This is a genomic window from Pontibacillus chungwhensis (genome assembly GCF_030166655.1).
GTDB lineage: Bacteria > Bacillota > Bacilli > Bacillales > BH030062 > Pontibacillus.
Window position 1 is genome coordinate 2,247,792 of record NZ_CP126446.1, and the last position, 17,188, is coordinate 2,264,979.

General features: G+C 38.6%; 21 protein-coding genes. 5 read left to right on the top strand and 16 right to left on the bottom strand.

Going from position 1 to position 17,188, the window contains the following annotated elements; translation table 11 throughout:
- Window positions 1–7 precede the first annotated feature (7 nt).
- The 7 genes from QNI29_RS11630 to prsW form a co-directional block, all read right to left on the bottom strand.
- A complete protein-coding gene (locus QNI29_RS11630; RefSeq protein ID WP_231416677.1) occupies window positions 8–589 on the bottom strand; it encodes a lysophospholipid acyltransferase family protein in 582 nt (193 codons plus the stop codon).
- A 2-nt stretch (window positions 590–591) separates the two neighbouring features.
- Window positions 592–1,275 carry a (d)CMP kinase gene (cmk, locus tag QNI29_RS11635; protein ID WP_231416678.1) on the bottom strand — a complete coding sequence of 228 codons (684 nt, stop codon included), beginning with the start codon at window positions 1,273–1,275 and terminating at the stop codon, window positions 592–594.
- A 126-nt stretch (window positions 1,276–1,401) separates the two neighbouring features.
- Complete coding sequence (locus tag QNI29_RS11640; RefSeq protein WP_231416680.1) at window positions 1,402–1,602, bottom strand: DUF5359 family protein; 201 nt, start codon at window positions 1,600–1,602, stop codon at window positions 1,402–1,404.
- A 53-nt stretch (window positions 1,603–1,655) separates the two neighbouring features.
- On the bottom strand, window positions 1,656–2,321 hold the full coding sequence (locus QNI29_RS11645; RefSeq protein ID WP_284526483.1) for a flagellar brake protein: 666 nt from the start codon (window positions 2,319–2,321) through the stop codon (window positions 1,656–1,658).
- A 106-nt stretch (window positions 2,322–2,427) separates the two neighbouring features.
- Entirely contained in the window at window positions 2,428–3,759 is a 1,332-nt protein-coding gene (gene ypeB / locus QNI29_RS11650) for a germination protein YpeB (RefSeq protein ID WP_231416683.1), read from the bottom strand.
- An 18-nt stretch (window positions 3,760–3,777) separates the two neighbouring features.
- Window positions 3,778–4,599 (bottom strand): spore cortex-lytic enzyme, encoded by an 822-nt coding sequence (gene sleB, locus QNI29_RS11655; protein ID WP_231416685.1) that lies wholly within the window; start codon window positions 4,597–4,599, stop codon window positions 3,778–3,780.
- A 182-nt stretch (window positions 4,600–4,781) separates the two neighbouring features.
- A complete protein-coding gene (gene prsW, locus QNI29_RS11660; protein WP_231416686.1) occupies window positions 4,782–5,468 on the bottom strand; it encodes a glutamic-type intramembrane protease PrsW in 687 nt (228 codons plus the stop codon).
- An 87-nt stretch (window positions 5,469–5,555) separates the two neighbouring features.
- Here prsW and QNI29_RS11665 point away from each other — a divergent pair, with 87 nt between their 5' ends.
- On the top strand, window positions 5,556–6,524 hold the full coding sequence (locus QNI29_RS11665; RefSeq protein WP_231416687.1) for an asparaginase: 969 nt from the start codon (window positions 5,556–5,558) through the stop codon (window positions 6,522–6,524).
- Between the two features lie 111 nt (window positions 6,525–6,635).
- Here the strand turns inward: QNI29_RS11665 and QNI29_RS11670 are convergent, their stop codons facing one another.
- The 4 genes from QNI29_RS11670 to QNI29_RS11685 all read right to left on the bottom strand — a co-directional run bounded on the left by QNI29_RS11670 (window position 6,636) and on the right by QNI29_RS11685 (window position 11,036).
- Window positions 6,636–7,610: a YpdA family putative bacillithiol disulfide reductase gene (locus QNI29_RS11670; RefSeq protein WP_231416688.1), complete on the bottom strand. Its 975-nt coding sequence runs from the start codon at window positions 7,608–7,610 to the stop codon at window positions 6,636–6,638.
- Window positions 7,611–7,756: 146 nt separating this feature from the next.
- Window positions 7,757–9,037, bottom strand: a complete 1,281-nt coding sequence (locus QNI29_RS11675) for a Glu/Leu/Phe/Val family dehydrogenase (RefSeq protein WP_231416689.1) — start codon at window positions 9,035–9,037, stop codon at window positions 7,757–7,759.
- 344 nt (window positions 9,038–9,381) lie between these two features.
- Window positions 9,382–9,960, bottom strand: coding sequence for a genetic competence negative regulator (locus tag QNI29_RS11680; protein WP_231416690.1), 579 nt, complete (start codon window positions 9,958–9,960; stop codon window positions 9,382–9,384).
- Between the two features lie 164 nt (window positions 9,961–10,124).
- Window positions 10,125–11,036 carry a MerR family transcriptional regulator gene (locus tag QNI29_RS11685; RefSeq protein WP_231416691.1) on the bottom strand — a complete coding sequence of 304 codons (912 nt, stop codon included), beginning with the start codon at window positions 11,034–11,036 and terminating at the stop codon, window positions 10,125–10,127.
- Between the two features lie 195 nt (window positions 11,037–11,231).
- Between QNI29_RS11685 and QNI29_RS11690 the strand changes: the two genes are divergently transcribed.
- Window positions 11,232–11,543 carry a hypothetical protein gene (locus QNI29_RS11690; protein WP_231416692.1) on the top strand — a complete coding sequence of 104 codons (312 nt, stop codon included), beginning with the start codon at window positions 11,232–11,234 and terminating at the stop codon, window positions 11,541–11,543.
- Window positions 11,544–11,571: 28 nt separating this feature from the next.
- Here the strand turns inward: QNI29_RS11690 and QNI29_RS11695 are convergent, their stop codons facing one another.
- Complete coding sequence (locus QNI29_RS11695) at window positions 11,572–12,207, bottom strand: CBS domain-containing protein (RefSeq protein WP_231416693.1); 636 nt, start codon at window positions 12,205–12,207, stop codon at window positions 11,572–11,574.
- A gap of 170 nt (window positions 12,208–12,377) precedes the next feature.
- Here QNI29_RS11695 and QNI29_RS11700 point away from each other — a divergent pair, with 170 nt between their 5' ends.
- Genes QNI29_RS11700 through QNI29_RS11710 form a run of 3 tightly spaced genes read left to right on the top strand, consistent with a single transcriptional unit; the run spans window position 12,378 to window position 13,450 of the window.
- On the top strand, window positions 12,378–12,599 hold the full coding sequence (locus tag QNI29_RS11700) for a spore coat associated protein CotJA (RefSeq protein ID WP_231416694.1): 222 nt from the start codon (window positions 12,378–12,380) through the stop codon (window positions 12,597–12,599).
- Complete coding sequence (locus tag QNI29_RS11705) at window positions 12,596–12,859, top strand: spore coat protein CotJB (RefSeq protein WP_231416695.1); 264 nt, start codon at window positions 12,596–12,598, stop codon at window positions 12,857–12,859. Before QNI29_RS11700 ends, QNI29_RS11705 begins: the two co-directional genes overlap by 4 nt.
- Window positions 12,860–12,880: 21 nt before the next feature.
- Complete coding sequence (locus QNI29_RS11710; RefSeq protein ID WP_231416696.1) at window positions 12,881–13,450, top strand: manganese catalase family protein; 570 nt, start codon at window positions 12,881–12,883, stop codon at window positions 13,448–13,450.
- Window positions 13,451–13,524: 74 nt separating this feature from the next.
- Here the strand turns inward: QNI29_RS11710 and QNI29_RS11715 are convergent, their stop codons facing one another.
- Genes QNI29_RS11715 through QNI29_RS11730 form a run of 4 tightly spaced genes read right to left on the bottom strand, consistent with a single transcriptional unit; the run spans window position 13,525 to window position 17,174 of the window.
- Window positions 13,525–14,016, bottom strand: coding sequence for a LysM peptidoglycan-binding domain-containing protein (locus QNI29_RS11715; protein WP_231416697.1), 492 nt, complete (start codon window positions 14,014–14,016; stop codon window positions 13,525–13,527).
- Between the two features lie 5 nt (window positions 14,017–14,021).
- The gene (locus QNI29_RS11720) at window positions 14,022–14,594 is read right to left on the bottom strand and encodes a CPBP family intramembrane glutamic endopeptidase (protein WP_231416698.1); all 573 of its coding nucleotides are present in this window, start codon (window positions 14,592–14,594) and stop codon (window positions 14,022–14,024) included.
- The gene (locus QNI29_RS11725; protein ID WP_231416699.1) at window positions 14,591–16,126 is read right to left on the bottom strand and encodes a RecQ family ATP-dependent DNA helicase; all 1,536 of its coding nucleotides are present in this window, start codon (window positions 16,124–16,126) and stop codon (window positions 14,591–14,593) included. Before QNI29_RS11725 ends, QNI29_RS11720 begins: the two co-directional genes overlap by 4 nt.
- Window positions 16,107–17,174: a YpbB family protein gene (locus QNI29_RS11730; RefSeq protein ID WP_231416700.1), complete on the bottom strand. Its 1,068-nt coding sequence runs from the start codon at window positions 17,172–17,174 to the stop codon at window positions 16,107–16,109. Before QNI29_RS11730 ends, QNI29_RS11725 begins: the two co-directional genes overlap by 20 nt.
- Between the last annotated feature and the right edge of the window lie 14 nt (window positions 17,175–17,188).

Consider the following 17,188-nt stretch of genomic DNA (forward strand, 5'->3'; position numbering starts at 1 on the left):
GCGCACTCTAGCGCTTTTTGTCTAAAAGCTTCTGAATATCTCCCATTATAACATCTGTCACCTCTTGAGATGAAGCCTTTCGCTCTCTTAATTCAGCCATAGGCACTGGTTTCCCGTAAATAACCCTTAAAGGTTCTTTCCCTTTATATGACCCTACAATCGCACATGGAATGACGGTTGCCTGGGAACGAAGAGCGAAAAAACCAGCCCCTGCTAGTCCTTTCTTCAACTCTCCGGTTTTACTTCTTGTCCCCTCTGGGAACAATCCTAAAACCTCGTTATCGTCTAGTACACCCATTGCTTGACGTAAGGCTTGACGATCTTTCATGCCTCTTTTGACTGGAAAAGCATGAATACGTTTTAATAATCCACCTATAACTTTATTTTTAAATAATTCCTCTTTGGCCATAAAATAAATATCTCTTGGAGATGTAATCCCTACAATTATAGGATCTAAATTAGAAATATGATTCGAACATATAACTACGGCACCTTTATCAGGAATGTTCTCTTTCCCCTCTACTTTTATTCGGTAGCGAGGATAAAAAATAGTTGCGCAAATTGATTTAGCTACCCCATATAAACTCATGATTATTCACCTCTGTCTAATTTATCGTGAACAACACGTAAGATTTTTTCGGCGACTTCTTTAATAGATAAAGAGGTGGTATCAATTTCTACTGCATCGTCGGCTTTCACAAGTGGAGAAACCTCACGTTCAGAATCTATTTGATCGCGTCTCCTGATCTCCTCTTTTAATTTCTCCAGATCTGAGGAAAATCCTTTTTCCTTGTTTTCTTTATGACGTCGCTCGGCTCTTTCCTGAACTGACGCGATTAAAAAGATCTTAACTTCTGCATCAGGAATAACGTGGGAACCTATATCTCGACCATCCATCACGACTCCACGTTTGGCAGCTAGCTCTCTTTGTCGTTTCACCATTTCATGGCGTACTTTCCCATGCTTCGCTACAATGGATACCTGGTTTGTCACTTGTTCTGTTCGAATATCTAACGTAACTTCTTCCCCGTCTAAAAGAACTTGTTGCCCAGCTGTTGATTGTTGAAGATCGATGACTGTCTTTTCAAGAAGATCCATTAAAGCTTCCTCTTCTTCCAAGGGAATCCCCTCTTGGATCGCTTTAAATGTAAGAGCCCGATACATGGCCCCGGTATCTATATAAACGTATGTTAATTTCTCAGCTATAATTTTGGCAACCGTACTCTTTCCGGCAGCCGCTGGTCCATCAATAGCTATTGCAATATTTTGTTTCATCCTAATCCCTCTTTCAATTGCTAAAATACAAAACAGCTCCCCTCTAAAAAAGGAAAGCATTCTTGTTCTTGCATAAACTCAAAGCTAAAAAACCTGAACTTATAATATGTAACCGCAAGTTATCCTTCAAAAGGATAACACATCACTGAAGATCCGGTCTATTGTTTCTACAATATTGGTCTCAAGGCTTTTTCCAATCCCAAAATATTCATAAACAGGCTGAACATACAAAGAAAAGTCTGTATGTAGCATTAAAGCTTGAACGATGATTAATAAGAAAGCATGAAATACTACAAGGGTTAGGAGCCATTGTTCAAAACGTTTCACGAGCTATGACCTCTTTTTGATATTAGCGTATCCGCTCACAATGAGTTTATACGTTACTGCACCTTACTTCTTCTTAACAACAATTGGCGCTCAAAACAAAAACGAATTAAGATTTCTCGATCACGATTCTCAACATCAATAAACTCGAGGGAAAGTTGATCCCGCTTTGTTTCTTTATCCTGAACGATTCGCACTATTCTAGAAGTTGATTGAATATAGTGCGTTTCACCGGAAGAAAGAGGTATGACAAACCACGTTTCTACAAGATCGTCCTCTTTTAGAGAATGATCTGCAGGAGGGATAACTGCAGCCCCACCCCCACTAACATCCAAGCTAATGGTAGTAAATGGATCTTGTCTTCCTTTAATCCCTTGTACACTTACATCTACAGCGGTTTCTACTCGAACATATTGGCGCCGTTGAATCCGAATCATGTGCTTTTTCCCTGGATTATGTAACGCTAAAACAGGGATTTTTAGTTTCTTGCGTTCTTTTACTTCTGTATGAAACATATATACGGATTGATCTTCTCCTACAAACGTGATTTTAAATTGAGTGCCTTCGAAGAAAAATCCCGTTCGACCTGTTTTCTCATTAATAGGGTAATCTATGTAGAACATATGATCATCTTGTTCTACCAGCTTACAACGAAATGATTCAGGCTCTTCATCACTATCTTGTTTTGGCTCTAACGTTAAAGGCATGCCTATTTTAATCAAAATATGTCCCTCTCTCCCCTAATCCTGGTTCTAAGGTCTTATATAACACATTATGGCAAAAAATATAAAAAAGGGAAAGATAGATACGCTATCTTTCCCTTCATCTTTATTCAAATTTCATTTCGGCTTGCTTTAATTTTTCAACCTTTTCTTCTACTCCATCATTGGCATTAATAAAGATACGATAGGTACTTTCTCCTAATGTACCAAGAAATTCGTAGCAGAGCACTTCTTCATTCAGGTCATTTTCAATTATGGCCATATGCTGCTCTTGAATATCTACATTCGGATTCACACTATTTCTAGCTTCTTTCTCTGATATTTTTGGTTCTCCCAAGTCACGCTTATGATGATTCATAAGAAAATCACGTGCAGATAATCCAAGAATATCCCCGTTATCTAAGGCTACTTTAACTTGTAACGAATCAGGGTAAATGCGAACTCCATCCTGCACATACAAGAAATTATAAACCCCTACTTGATTGTATTGAGTACTCTGGAAATTCTCCATGTTTGTATATTTGTATTGCGCTAGAAACTCTTTAGCTTTTTCAGCGCCATCATAAAGCCCTAACTCTGCTTCTTTTAGTTTTCTCTCAACCAGTATACTAATGGGATGTCCCCCTTTAACTGACATATCCATATAGCCATTCTTCTGATCGCCCCGATACGATAAACTATAGGTTGGCACCTCTGCTCCTTCACCACTCTTTGTCATCGTAACCTTTGCACCCTTTGGAATTTCGAAAATATTTTTAGTCTTTTCTCTGGCTTTCTCTTCAGATAAATTTTCACCTTTTAAAAACTGGTATTCATGATTTTCTTTAGATGCCCCAGTAAAAGTTGGGCCAAGGTCGCCTTCTGAATACCCTTCCATATTCTTCTCGACTGTTTTAAACCCATCAATTATAGTATTATCCGCTTTATCATCGTTTGCTAATGCTAACTGGACATCCATCCAGCGAAGATTATCGTTAAGAACCATGTATTGAACTTTTCGAAGCTCTTTTTCAATTTTGCCTGATTGCTTATAAAGGTTTTCTAACAACTTTACCTCTTCATCTGTAAGTGGATTTTTATTTAAATCCCTTATAGCTGTTCTGTAACTAAACTCTCCAATATTTGCAAGAAATTCTTCTGTTTTATTAAAAGGAAGCAATGCTAGAGGGAGTTGCCCAACATCATTATGCGCTTCTGAAGTAATTCTCCAAATATCAGCTAACTGCGGAGATAGCTGCTTTTGTGTATTCATCGCCAAAACTGTTCCAATTTTATCGTGCAATAAATTTGTATGATAAGATAAATCGTGGAAAGCGCGTTGATAGGAGTTCTCTGCCTGGACGAGTATAGCATTCTTCTCCTGGTGTTCCTGGTACCCCCAAACGGCAGTACCCGTCACCCCAACAGCTAACACCCCAATAAGGAGCCAACGGATCATATCAGTTTCACCCTTTCACTATTTAGCAAAGATATGTTTACCAATCTTCTTAATTTGAGGCCGACTCCAGATCCAACCGGATGTAGCCGTATTTGGATTAAAGTAATAAAGAGCATTTTGTGATGGGTCCCACCCATTCATTGCATCCATAACCGCTTTTTTAGATGTCTCATCAGGTTCTAACCAAATTTGGCCATCACTCACAGCCGTGAATGCCCTAGGTTCAAAAATAACTCCCGATACACTATTTGGGAAAGTGGAACTTTCTACGCGGTTTAAAATAACTGCCGCAACAGCCACTTGCCCTACATAAGGTTCCCCGCGTGCTTCACCATGTACGGCATTCGCCATTAATTGAATATCGTTCTGTGAATATCCTGATGGAACATTCACTGCGGTAGGTTCAGACTGTGTATCTTCTGCTTCCTGACCTCCCTGCGGAGAAGGTTGGGTTTGCTGTTCCTTCGGAGTACCACCATAATACGTAAAGTCTTTACCAGAATTAATTTGCTTTTTAACATACTGCTTATCATACTGAGTCGCATCTCTCAATTTTTGCTTTACTTCTTGCCCAGCTAAACCATCAATCTCTAAACCGAATTCCTTCTGAAAGTTTCGAAGAGCCCAATAAGTTCCCCATCCAAAAACTCCGTCAATCTTCCCCTCATAAAAGCCGATATACTGAAGCCGTGCTTGCAACTCAATCACATCATCTCCAGTTGACCCCTTTTGCAAGATTCTTGGACTGAACGCATGAGATGTTTGATCCACACTCGATGATACGGAAACCGTTAATATCAAAGCGATCAATAATATAGACATCACTCGCAACCATTTCATATCTCGTATATCCTCCTGAACAATAGTCTTTATGCACTGTAGTTTCCGAAACTATCGGCTTTTTATGCATAAGAGACCATTAAAGTCAGCGGTTGCCTTTAAATATGTTCCATATAAGTACTTGAACATCACTAAACTTACGCAGAAAAAAATAAAACCCGCTCTATATAGAACGGGTTCGGTTATGCTTTCCATTTATTTTGTTCAATAGGGATAATATCTGCAGAAGCCATATTGGCTTGCTTAACTTTCCTTATTGCGATCATCCATAAAATAATCATGAAAGGGGTAAGCGTATATAACCATGTGGATTTCCAAGCTTCTAGGATATAATCGTACAGGCCATGAAGGAAGACAGGCGTCACTAAGGCAAGCCATATGATATACATTGATTTCTTGTGGATGTCCGTTTTTCCTTTCCCCATATAATATCCCATAATCACTCCAAATAAAGCATGGGAGGAGACGGGATAAAGGGCGCGTAAAAACGCGAGTTCAACCCCATTGGCGAGTAAGTACAAAATATTCTCTACCGTCGCAAATCCAAGGCTTATCGAAACACCATAAACGATGCCATCATAGCGACCTTCAAAGTGATCTTGCTTATAGACAGCATATAAGAAAATAAACCATTTAAAGAACTCTTCAAGTCCTGCTGATAGGAGAAAGGACTTTGTTAACGGATATTGTAAGACGCCTTCTGTCTCAAAAGCGTACTGAATAAACATGATTGGGAACACTAGTAACGCTCCCATTATGAACGTTCTGAATACAATCGAAAAAGGCTTAGAGTCAAAACGGTCTTTCAAATAAAAAAACGACATGAGCGCAAAGCCCGGTGCCATTGCTGCTGAGAGTATAGTAAACACGACCGTTCCTCCTCTTTCAATTCAATCTATTTCATCGTATCATGAACATAATGGAAAGAAAATACTTGAAATAAGAAGGTGTACATATTGAAAAAAATTGTAGTATTACATACAGGCGGAACCATATCCATGAAAGAAGATAAAGACACAGGGACTGTGGCGCCAGAACAAGATCACCCATTATATGATATGCTTCCTTCCTTAGCCACTTCAGCCGAAATCGAAGATGAGGTCGTCTTTCATTTACCTTCTCCTCACATGACTCCTGCACACATGTTGAAGTTAGGGCAAAGGATTCATGAACGTTTAGCGAATGAAGAAATTCATGGCATCGTCATTACTCACGGAACAGATACACTTGAGGAAACAGCATATTTTTTAGATCTTTATTTGCAGACTCGTAAACCCATAATTGTGACTGGAGCGATGCGTTCTTCAAATGAAATTGGTTCTGACGGGCTTTATAATTTATTAACATCCGTTCGAGTAGCATGCTCTGACGAAGCACAAGATAAAGGTGTACTGGTTGTCATGAACGATGAAATCCATAGCGCAAAGAATGTGACAAAGACCTCAACAAGTAATGTAGCTACTTTTCAAAGTCCGCAATACGGCCCAATTGGTATTGTAACGAAAACAGGGATCATGTTTCACCATACCTTAACATCTCATGAGTCGTATCCAATCCAACAAATCACAAAACGTGTCTCACTTATAAAAACTTATGCTGGTATGGACCGGGAAACAGTAGAAGCGATTCGCCAAACAAATCCAGATGGGCTAGTGATCGAAGCGTTAGGGCAAGGAAATGTTCCACCCCAAATTGTTGAACCTTTAAAAGGAATGATCAATGATGGAATACCAGTTGTGCTTGTATCGAGGTGCTACCAGGGAATAGCTCAAGATGTGTATGGATATGAAGGCGGGGGACGCAGGCTTAAGGAAATGGGAATTGTCTTTTCAAACGGTTTAACAGGACCAAAAGCACGCATTAAATTAATGATCGCCTTAGAAATGACACAGAATGCCTCAGAATTGGTACATATTTTTTCATAGCTGCGCGAAAAGTCAAAGTCTTTGAGATGATTGATGGCAATTCACTCTATATGATAGGCAAATACATAAAAAGGTTCTGCGACTAACCTCGCAGAACCTTTTCTAGTTTTATTATTTCCCGCAAATAGCTGCGGCAATTGTTTCGCCATGATGTCGACCGTTTTCAATGAAAATTTCATTGTTGTTGTAGCCTGCTGCAATTACTCCTGCAATATAAATGCCAGGCACATTTGTTTCCATTGTTTCTTCATTAAAGGCCGGACGACCCGTCTCTTCTTCAATCGTAATACCCATTTCACGCAAGAAACTATGATCAGGGTGATAACCAGTCATAGCAAAAACAAAGTCATTCTTCACATCTTTTTGTTGTCCATGAACCTCATAGTATACTTTATCATGCGTGATCTCGGTTACGTTCGCATTGAATTCCATTTGAATGACTTCTTTGTTCACAAGAGCTTCAAATTCGGGTAGGATCCATGGCTTAACACTTTTGGAATAATCGGCCTGTCGATATAACACCGTTACATTTGCGCCAGCTTTAACAAGTTCTAATGTAGCATCTACAGCAGAGTTCTTCCCGCCAATGACCACTACATTCTTATCAAAGTAAGGATGAGACTCTTTGAAATAATGGCTTACCTTGTTTAATGATTCCCCAGGTATCCCCATATAATTTGGGTGGTCGTAGTACCCTGTAGCAATCACAATGTGATTCGCCTGATAAGTAACTTCTTCTCCATTATTTCGCTTTGAACAGAGCGTAAATGTATGATCGTCTTTCGTCACGTTTAACACTTTTTCATATGCATTGACTCGAAGATCCTTTCGTTTAGCAACTGCCCGATAATACGCCAATGCTTGATTACGGACTGGTTTCTTCATCTCTGTTATAAATGGCATACGCCCAATCTCTAACTTCTCGCTCGAGCTAAAAAAGGTTTGGTGAGTGGGATAATTATAGATGGCATTTACTACATTCCCTTTCTCAATAATAAGCGGGTTCATCCCTTTTTCTTGAAGCTCAATAGCAGTGGACAAACCACATGGTCCTGCTCCTACAATTATTACATCTTCTTTCTGCACGTTTCCTTCACTCCTCTATCTACAACACAGATCATCGTAACATAAGTATCATAAGGTTCTTTCGTATATAATCTTTAACATGTTTCCAAAACAAAAAAACATCTCCTACCCACATAATGATAGGAGATGCTTGCAAAAGATTCAACCTATATCCATCCACGGAAGCGTGAAGCCTCCGCCATTTTTCTAACACCAACCATATAAGAGGCAAGTCGCATATCAATACGACGAGTTTCAGCAGTGTTATACACTGCATTAAAACCTTTTACGATTACTTTGTGAAGCTTCTCTTCTACTTCCTCTTCTGTCCAGTAATACCCTTGGTTATTCTGTACCCATTCAAAGTAAGAAACCGTCACGCCTCCAGCAGAAGCTAACACATCAGGCACTAAGAGAATGCCACGTTCTGATAAAATACGTGTTCCATCTAAAGTAGTTGGACCATTCGCCGCTTCAACTACAATGCTTGCTTTAATGTTGGATGCATTCTCTTCAGTAATCTGGTTTTCAATTGCAGCTGGCACTAGAATATCACAATCTAACTCTAGCAACTGCTGATTCGTGATTGTATTTTTAAATAGATTCGTTACTGTTCCAAAGCTATCTCTACGATCAAGAAGATAATCTATATCAAGACCTTCAGGATCATGAAGTGCACCATTAGCATCAGAGATACCAATAACTTTTGCACCTTTATCATGCATAAATTTCGCTAAAAAGCTTCCGGCATTACCAAAGCCTTGAATGACGACACGCGCTCCTTGGATATCGATATCTTTCTTTTTGGCTGCTTCTTCAATACAAATTGTAACACCTTTGGCAGTAGCAGATTCACGACCATGTGATCCACCTAAAACAAGAGGTTTTCCTGTAATAAATCCTGGGTTATTAAATTCATCAATACGACTATACTCATCCATCATCCAAGCCATAATTTGAGAATTTGTAAAGACATCAGGTGCAGGAATATCTTTAGTAGGACCAACAATTTGGCTAATAGCTCGTACATAACCGCGACTAAGTCCTTCTAGTTCACGGAAAGACATTTCACGTGGATCGCAAACAATTCCGCCTTTACCTCCGCCATACGGAAGGTCTACAATCCCAGCCTTTAAACTCATCCAGATTGATAGGGCCTTGACTTCTTTTTCAGTTACATCCGGGTGGAATCTCACGCCACCTTTAGTAGGGCCTACCGCATCATTATGTTGTGCTCTGTATCCTGTAAAGATCTTAATGGAACCATCGTCCATTCGAACTGGTATACGGACAGTCATCATTCTTACAGGTTCTTTAAGCAATTCAAACACTTCGGACGGATATCCCAATTTATCAAGTGCCTTATTCACTACAGTTTGAGTTGATTTTAATACGTCTAATTTGTCATGATTTTCATTCGCAGAATCTGCTGCTTTATCGGCTACCATGAACTTACCTCCCATGAAAATTCGGTTCAGTCAATGTACATTCCATTTCTTCAGAAATTAGTATACAACTTCTTAGCACTTATGGAAACACGAAAATGAATATTTTGGTCAAAACTAAACCTTTTATAATGTAAGCGATTTCATTATAAGGGGGTTTCGGAATTCTTGCAATAACATCTTTATGTGAGCCCCCTATATTTACTATTCTGTTTTATCGTAACATGTTCATATGAATCCTTCTAATATTTACTTAAATATTTTTTACTTTTCTACTCAGGACTCACTAATGGATTCACTAATCTACAAAAAAAAGACCGTCCTCTTTAATGGACCGATCTTTTCATTTACTGAAAATACGTTGTAATCTCCTGAACCGCATTGCCTCTAAGAATCGTTGTTCCATATTCGTGAAGACGATAGCTGGTCACAGTACTTGGGGATCCGAATTCAGAAAGAATCGCGATTAAATCTTCTCGATTCAATTCATCCATATCTTCATCATTTAATTGCATAAAGTAACGATCCATGAAGTAGACTGATCCCCCTTCTATGCCTAACTGAGATAAATGGTGAGCTACTTGGATAATGTCTTCGAATGAGTGAAAGGTGAACATCATTTCCTTACTCTCATCGAGCGTTACTTTCATTTCGATATAGTCCTCATCGTAATTTTCATCTGTCTGGTCACTTTGAGTAACAACAATCAGCATACCTTGAGCTTGCATAAGATAAACCTGAACCAAAAGTGTTCCCTCAAGTTCAATCCCTAACTCATCTGTAGCCTCATACATCATATCATGAAACAATGCATGGACTGCAGGGAGGTCGTGCCACAGATCCTCTTTGGAAATACCGCGATCGAGTAAATCATCAAAGGTTAAAAATATTTTAAATTTATTACTTGATAATCTTTCAAGACGCATTCATTCGTCCCCCTTTGAATGCATGTGCGATGCCTTACATTAGTATATGTTTTTTCTTTGATTTTGGTACTATTTTTAAAGTATAAATTGGAATGGATAAGTGTACAACAATTTTATTCATTTCAAAGCTCGCAACAAAAAGACCCGCGTATCCACGCGGGTCGTTATGAATGATTAGACAACCATTCTTCCCATTCTGTACTCGTACTTCCGATAATATAGGGCTTAACTGGCTCTTTATCTTTATGTGGTAATGTATCCAAGGCAAAGCCACCAAGTCCAATTTCTAAATCAGGATAGCGCTCCTTTAATGCATCTGCAATATGGACGGTCGAGGGTATGTTCTTTTTCATTGTACAAGACAAGAAAAGATATTTAGGCTTAAGCTCGTTTACGATTACTTCCACGTCCCCTGGTGCAATACTTTGACCAAGATAAACCACATCGTACCCCTGACGTTTAAGATAAAGGCTGAAAATCAAGATACCTAATTCATGTCTCTCATTAGGTCCACACACACAAACGGCTTTAGGTTGCATATGGTTAGCCGGCATAGAGACTAACATCATTCCAAGTCTAGATCGTAGGAAATTGCTTGCGAAATGCTCATGAACACTCGAGATTTCATTCGATTCCCAAAGATCACCTATTTTCACTAGAATTGGACCTACAATATCGATAGCCACTTTTTCAGGAGTAAAGAGGCTGAACGCATGATCAAGTTTCATTTGGGCTTCCCTCTCATTAAAGCGAAGAAGAGCATCCAATAATTCGTCCGATACTGATTCCACATGGCTTTCATTTGTGGTTGTATTTTCCTCTGAAATAGTCGTCTGCTGGCTTTGGTTGCTCTCTAGCAATGAAACGGCCTGGGATATAGTAAATCCTCTATTCACTTTATCAATCAGCCATTTAAGGACTTTAATATGTTCATCTGTATATAATCGATGACCAGCCTCATTGCGCGTTGGACGTATCATTTTATATCTCCGCTCCCAAGCTCGAAGTGTACCTGATTGGATTCCGAGCATTGTTGATACGGCTTTGATGTTGTATTTTCCTTGAGTGCTGGACATACCTTATCCCCCAATAAACTATTTGCCTTTATTATAAGTAAAAACCTTTGTTGTGTAAACTATGTATGGGTTTTGGATATGTTTTGCACAAAAGATAAGGAGTATTATAAAGACCTTTGTTGATCGTAAGCCTTCTTTTCCTTCGTTCGCTCTGTAGAAAGGATACCATAAATGATAGAGATACTAAAAAGAAGGATGACGACTTTCACAGAAAAGATAAGAAGCATAAGAGGACTTAACCAACCTAAAAAAGACAATATTTTTATGCCTTTCCTTCCATTTGGTGTGAAAATGACCCGAAATAGTAATCCGTGTGTCATACAAGCAACGAATAAACATAGACTCCCTAATAAAAATTCTACTGGAGCTAAAATGGAACGTAAAAAGAAGTCAGATGAAAACGGTATTCTAGCAAATGGCAACCAATATATTGCAAAAAACGTAGCGATCCAAGCGATTCCACTTATCACAATGGCCCCAAACAATTTAACCCCTCCTCTTTCCTAGTATATGGATAAGAGGAGGGGTCTAGTCCTTATGAATCTTCTTTTATATCAAGAATTCTAAATCCAGATCTTTCGAGTTTTTTTGCAAATTTATCTATATTATCTTTCTTCTCTATTTTTAAGACAATTCTTCGAGCTAGTTTAGCTGTTTCATCGAATGTAGCAAGAGAGATAATGTTTTCATGATATTGTTTAACGATTTCAGCTAATCGAGCAATACGCCCTTCTGATTCTTCTGATGTAAAGGCAATCCTTACACCCTTCTTCTTCATTCCAAATGCACTCTCAAATTGTTCTAGTATGTCATATCTCGTAACAATACCTAAAAACTTCGAATTGGGTCCAATGACAGCTACAATCGGGAATCCTTTAAAAGTGGTAAGAGTTTGCTCAAAAACATCGCTTTCTGTGATGTAAAGATCCTCATGAGCCATTACATCTCCAACTTTGTGCTGCTCTAAAAAGGTTTCTTTCGTTAAACTACTCTCAAAAAAGCTTTTGTAAATTAATTCTTTAGAAACCATTCCTTTAAAGATTCCTTCCACGACCACAGGCATGCCTTGAATATCATGTTGATTGAGTTTACTGATGACGTCTTTTAACGGTGTTTCCATTGATGCTGTCCAGCATTGATGCGCCTCTTTCATAATTCCCTTTACAAACATTGGCTTCACCTCTATATGTATTTAAATAATGACTCACTATCCTTATTCTAGATGGAAAACAATAATTCCTCTTTCCCATAGAGGATTAACTCAGTCATAGGACAAGTGTTCACACAATATCCATAGATAGTAATGGTATGAAATACAGCTTATCGAAAGGAGAAAAAACCATGTTCACCCAGGTAAAATACTATCAGCCATACATCAGCCCATATGACCCTTGCCCGCCTATACGGGTTAAAAGCTATCAAACCCCACCTCAACTTTATATTGGTTTCCAACCACCAAACTTAGAGCAGTTTAGTCCTAAGCAAGCACTTTATTGCGGTACGCTTTGGCCTGCCTTTTACAGTCCTTACCCCAATCCTGACGGGAGGAGTGAAAACGAATGAACCAGCCACTCCCCCCTGCTTATTATGAGTTGCTAGAAGAAATTCAAGCTGTGGACTTTGTCTTAGTAGAACTTACATTGTATTTAGATACTCACCCCGACGATTATGAAGCCATTAATCAATTTAACCAATTTGCAAAACAAAGCAAAAACCTAAAAAAACAATACGAACAGCAATATGGACCGTTAAGACAATATGGTGAGAGCTATTCAGGCTATCCATGGAACTGGAAAAACGCACCATGGCCGTGGCAGGTTTAATACAAAGAAGGAGGGATCACCATGTGGTATTATGAGAAGAAATTACAATATCCGGTTAGAGTAAGCACTTGCAATCCTCAACTTGCTAAATATTTGATTGAACAATACGGAGGAGCAGATGGAGAACTTTCTGCAGCATTGAGATATTTAAATCAGCGCTACACCATTCCAGACAAAGTGGTTGGTCTCTTAACAGATATCGGGACTGAAGAGTTTGCTCATTTAGAAATGATTGCAACAATGGTTTATAAACTAACGAAAGATGCAACCCCAGAACAGATGAAAGCGGCGGGTTTAGGAGCCCATTATTCGAATCACGAAAATGCACTATATTATGAAAATGCAGCTGGTTCTGCTTGGACAGCAACCTATATTGCAGCTAAGGGTGACCCAATTGCCGATTTATATGAGGATATTGCAGCAGAGGAAAAAGCACGGGCTACTTACCAATGGATTATTAATTTATCTGATGATCCAGATTTAAACGATGGCTTAAAGTATCTTCGTGAAAGAGAAATTATCCATTCTCAAAGATTCCGTGAAGCTGTGGAAATCTTAAAAGAAGAGCGTGATCGACAAATATTCTTTTAATACTTCCCCATTTACCAATTCTTTTGTCAACGAATATAAATAAAGGTTCAGAGATGATGAGCTCTGAACCTTTATTATTTAGGAATGGTTATCTTCAACCCAGGGGCTATATCATCTGTTTCCATTTTGTTTGCGTGAAGAATAAGACTAACTTTACTCTTGTCCCCGAAAAACTTCTCTGCAATCGATTCTAACGTATCTCCGCTCTTCACTTCATATACTACTTGATTATCAAAAGATGAACGTCCTTTAAGTTCAACATTGTGCACAGCTCTTGCTGTTGTACTTATAGATAGTTGATGATCCTCACTCGTATCCCCCCGGAGATAATATAACGGCAAAAGGAGTAGCATGATAATAAAGAGAACCACTAATAAGCGTATGAGTGGATAACGCATTCTCCATTTTGTACGTTTAGCTTTCCCCTTGTGTACTTCACTCCTTGAGGGCAATGTATCACTTAGTGAGGTTTCTTCTAACTGCCCTTTATCAAAGCCTGTTCGTTCAATGTCCATCCTATTCCGCAAAGCTTTCGCCTGATCATTATGTCTAAAGGAATCTTCCATCCCAATCACCTCATTACACGATATCGAATCATTATACCTAAAACGAGATCGATTAAGAAATGGGCGAATATGGTTACCCATAGATTTCCTGTGATCTCATACATCCATCCAATATAAAAGCTTATAGCTAAAACAGATACAAATAATACCGGTTTATTTAGGTATCGAATATGCACAAGGGCAAAAATAATACTTGCAGCCAAATAGCCAAACTCTGTTTGAATGATGCCTCTAAAGAGCAACTCTTCTGCGCAAGCTACGAAAAATGTGAGTGCAAATATCTCCATTAAGGGAAGATTTCTGAACACTTTCTCGTTAATGCCTCCGTCATCATAAAATCGTTTGGGCATGATCTTCATAAGTAAAACATCCAACAATAAAATAAAAAGTGCAGCGGAACCTCCGTAGTAGAAAATATCCTTTAGATCCCATTGGAATAATTCATACCAGTCTGTATATCCATCGAACAAATACAAGCTACTTCCCAAAGAAACCAGCAATATCAACAATTGTGTAATATAAAGTTGAGTAACAACTTGACGGTCGGTCATATTCTGAATTAGTTCAGCTTGTTTCATTGATATTCTCCTTGCAAAAAGACCTTCTGCAACTCCTTTTCCCATCCTAATAGTTCCATTCGATCAGGAGTTTCGCTTGTTTCCCATAAATTAAATGAAAAATCGCAACGGTCACAACAAAAACCAACTGGAGTCTTATAGGAAGACTGAAAAGACTGATATAAGCTAGCCCTTAAACAATCTTTAGAATGAACCCAATTTAAAAGTTCCGTTAGCTTATTTTGCTTGATATTGGTTCTTTCTTTAATAAAAGCCACAATAGAATGATAAGCTTCTCCCCAATTTGCTTGATGTACAACTTTCCTGCCTTTGATTACACCGTTTTTCTCAAACTGATACGCCAAGAAGCGCCATTGAACTTCGCTAATCTGAAGGCTTTCCTCAATTTCTTCTGGTTGCAAAGGAAGCAGACGGCCATTTTGAGCAATGTTTTGTAAATACTGAATAGCATCTGAAACGAGCTCAGCTGAAGGCAGTTCTGATTCTATAAAACGTTTAGGAATTTCCCCATCACCAGGACTATAAAAGGTTAAGCTCACACTTTGTTCCCCATCCCTTCCCGCGCGTCCCACTTCCTGAAGGAAGGATTCCACTTGAGAGGGGATATGAGCATGAATAACAAGACGTATATTACTTTTGTTAACCCCCATACCAAAGGCACTTGTACAGCAAATAACATCAAGTTGATCATTCATAAACTGCTGTTGGATTAATAAACGATCTGTTTGTTCCATTCCACCATGATAATAGGCAACCCTTAATCCGCTTGTAGCTTGAGTTAATTCGTAAGCCGCTTTCTCCGTCCACTGACGACTGGAGAAGTAAATCATTGTAGGAACTGGGTGAGTCTTTAAAACAGAAGCAATCCGCTCAATTTTTTCCTCCATTCCAGTTACATGTTCAACTGTAAATGCGATATTCTCACGGTCCATAGGAAAGATATGTTTCTGCATATCGGGTCTGTTTATTTGTCTCATAATATCGTTTTGGACATGAACCGGAGCTGTAGCACTTAAAGCCAATACAGTTGGGTTATTTAACTGTTTAAGCGTATCATCTAGCTTCAAGTAATCTGTTCGAAATTCATGACCCCATTGAGAAATGCAATGGGCTTCATCTACAACGAATAGGGATACAGAAACTTTTTCTTTCAAGGTCTGCATAAACTGAGCATTCTGAAGCATCTCGGGTGAACAATAGATTAACTTATAGTGATTGATGTGATCATAAACCTGTTGCTTTTGCATTGGAGTTAAAAAGCTATTAATAGCAACCACACGTTTCATTCCTTGTTGTTTTAACTGCTTAACTTGATCCACCATTAAAGAAATTAAGGGGCTTACAACAATAACTGTACCTTCCAATAAAAGAGATGGTAATTGATAACACATCGATTTACCAGTGCCAGTCGGCAATATCCCTAAGACATCATTGCCATTTAGTAATTCCTCAATAATTTCCTTTTGCCCTTCTCTAAATTGCTCATAACCAAAGTGTTTATATAGTGTTTTTTCAAGTGGTCTGTCCTGCATGTTTTGACGCTCCTTGTGCAGCGGCTAGTACAAGCCTGATCTCAAAATATGAGTAGATTCCATCAAGATGGTCTCTAATCGCTTTCAAACGATTCGTGTTTAATTCCTTAGCTGTGTGGGAAATGTTCTGTGCCGCTTCTTTTGAAACATATTCATCTATCTTAAATAGCGGATTCACTAAGGCAATCTCAACAATATGGTCCTGGATCGTGCTCATCTTTAAATTTCGAATTTTAGATATCCGATCAAGCGAGTGACCTTTATTAATCCATTCTAATGTCTTTTGAGCCGATTGTGTAAGAGGTAAAGTAACAATTAAATCTTCACATATCCCATATAAATACGGATAACGCTCTTGATGTTTTAGAATTTGCCGTAAAAGATAATGAATTACAGCTTGCAGCACAATTGTTATATCATGGATCTTAAGGTCATATCGAATAGCTAGTTGTTCTTTACTCATACCATATCGGTGATGGCTTGAGAATCTTAAGGTGGTGCACTCAGCCACCCATTCTGGAAGTTCTTTCAATAACGCATAAAGCTCTTCATAGAGAAATGTCAGATTTTCATTTAAATTCCCTTGGATGGATCGATATTTCATTTTCACCCATTTCAATATATCACTATGGTCCTCTACTGGAATAAATTGATGCTGACCTGAAGCAATATTAGAAGCTGTCTGAACGAATACTAATAACCGACCCCAAAATAACTGATCCATGTGTTGAAATTCTGCGCCATTTAACCAGTATAGAGGGGTTTTTTCTATAGGATGTGTTTGGAGATGAGATATTCCAGCCGTTGTTAAGTGGATCTCTTTCCCTTTAGTCTCTATATAATGATTTGCTTGTAAGGATTTCAATTCGGCCATCAATTCTTCACGCGTTATGGTACGATAAATGCCAAAAAAAGTTGATAAGCCATACGCATAAACATCCTGAAATGTTTGGGAAGATTTCTTCCCAGTGAGCATATGTAAAATTGCCGAAGTACTTCTTTCCCCTTTTAATTGATGGATGCTGTGAAGTAATAAAGTAGTAAACATGAAATCCCCTTTCA

What these genes read in the sequence shown, in the direction of transcription:
- QNI29_RS11630 (WP_231416677.1), bottom strand. Translation starts at nt 589, where the DNA reads ATGAGTTTATATGGGGTAGCTAAATCAATTTGCGCAACTATTTTTTAT.
- cmk (WP_231416678.1), bottom strand. Translation starts at nt 1,275, where the DNA reads ATGAAACAAAATATTGCAATAGCTATTGATGGACCAGCGGCTGCCGGA.
- ypeB (WP_231416683.1), bottom strand. Translation starts at nt 3,759, where the DNA reads ATGATCCGTTGGCTCCTTATTGGGGTGTTAGCTGTTGGGGTGACGGGT.
- sleB (WP_231416685.1), bottom strand. Translation starts at nt 4,599, where the DNA reads ATGAAATGGTTGCGAGTGATGTCTATATTATTGATCGCTTTGATATTA.
- QNI29_RS11675 (WP_231416689.1), bottom strand. Translation starts at nt 9,037, where the DNA reads ATGGTAGCCGATAAAGCAGCAGATTCTGCGAATGAAAATCATGACAAA.
- QNI29_RS11680 (WP_231416690.1), bottom strand. Translation starts at nt 9,960, where the DNA reads ATGCGTCTTGAAAGATTATCAAGTAATAAATTTAAAATATTTTTAACC.
- QNI29_RS11685 (WP_231416691.1), bottom strand. Translation starts at nt 11,036, where the DNA reads ATGTCCAGCACTCAAGGAAAATACAACATCAAAGCCGTATCAACAATG.
- QNI29_RS11690 (WP_231416692.1), top strand. Translation starts at nt 11,232, where the DNA reads ATGACGACTTTCACAGAAAAGATAAGAAGCATAAGAGGACTTAACCAA.
- QNI29_RS11695 (WP_231416693.1), bottom strand. Translation starts at nt 12,207, where the DNA reads ATGTTTGTAAAGGGAATTATGAAAGAGGCGCATCAATGCTGGACAGCA.
- QNI29_RS11700 (WP_231416694.1), top strand. Translation starts at nt 12,378, where the DNA reads ATGTTCACCCAGGTAAAATACTATCAGCCATACATCAGCCCATATGAC.
- QNI29_RS11705 (WP_231416695.1), top strand. Translation starts at nt 12,596, where the DNA reads ATGAACCAGCCACTCCCCCCTGCTTATTATGAGTTGCTAGAAGAAATT.
- QNI29_RS11710 (WP_231416696.1), top strand. Translation starts at nt 12,881, where the DNA reads ATGTGGTATTATGAGAAGAAATTACAATATCCGGTTAGAGTAAGCACT.
- QNI29_RS11715 (WP_231416697.1), bottom strand. Translation starts at nt 14,016, where the DNA reads ATGGAAGATTCCTTTAGACATAATGATCAGGCGAAAGCTTTGCGGAAT.
- QNI29_RS11720 (WP_231416698.1), bottom strand. Translation starts at nt 14,594, where the DNA reads ATGAAACAAGCTGAACTAATTCAGAATATGACCGACCGTCAAGTTGTT.
- QNI29_RS11725 (WP_231416699.1), bottom strand. Translation starts at nt 16,126, where the DNA reads ATGCAGGACAGACCACTTGAAAAAACACTATATAAACACTTTGGTTAT.
- QNI29_RS11730 (WP_231416700.1), bottom strand. Translation starts at nt 17,174, where the DNA reads ATGTTTACTACTTTATTACTTCACAGCATCCATCAATTAAAAGGGGAA.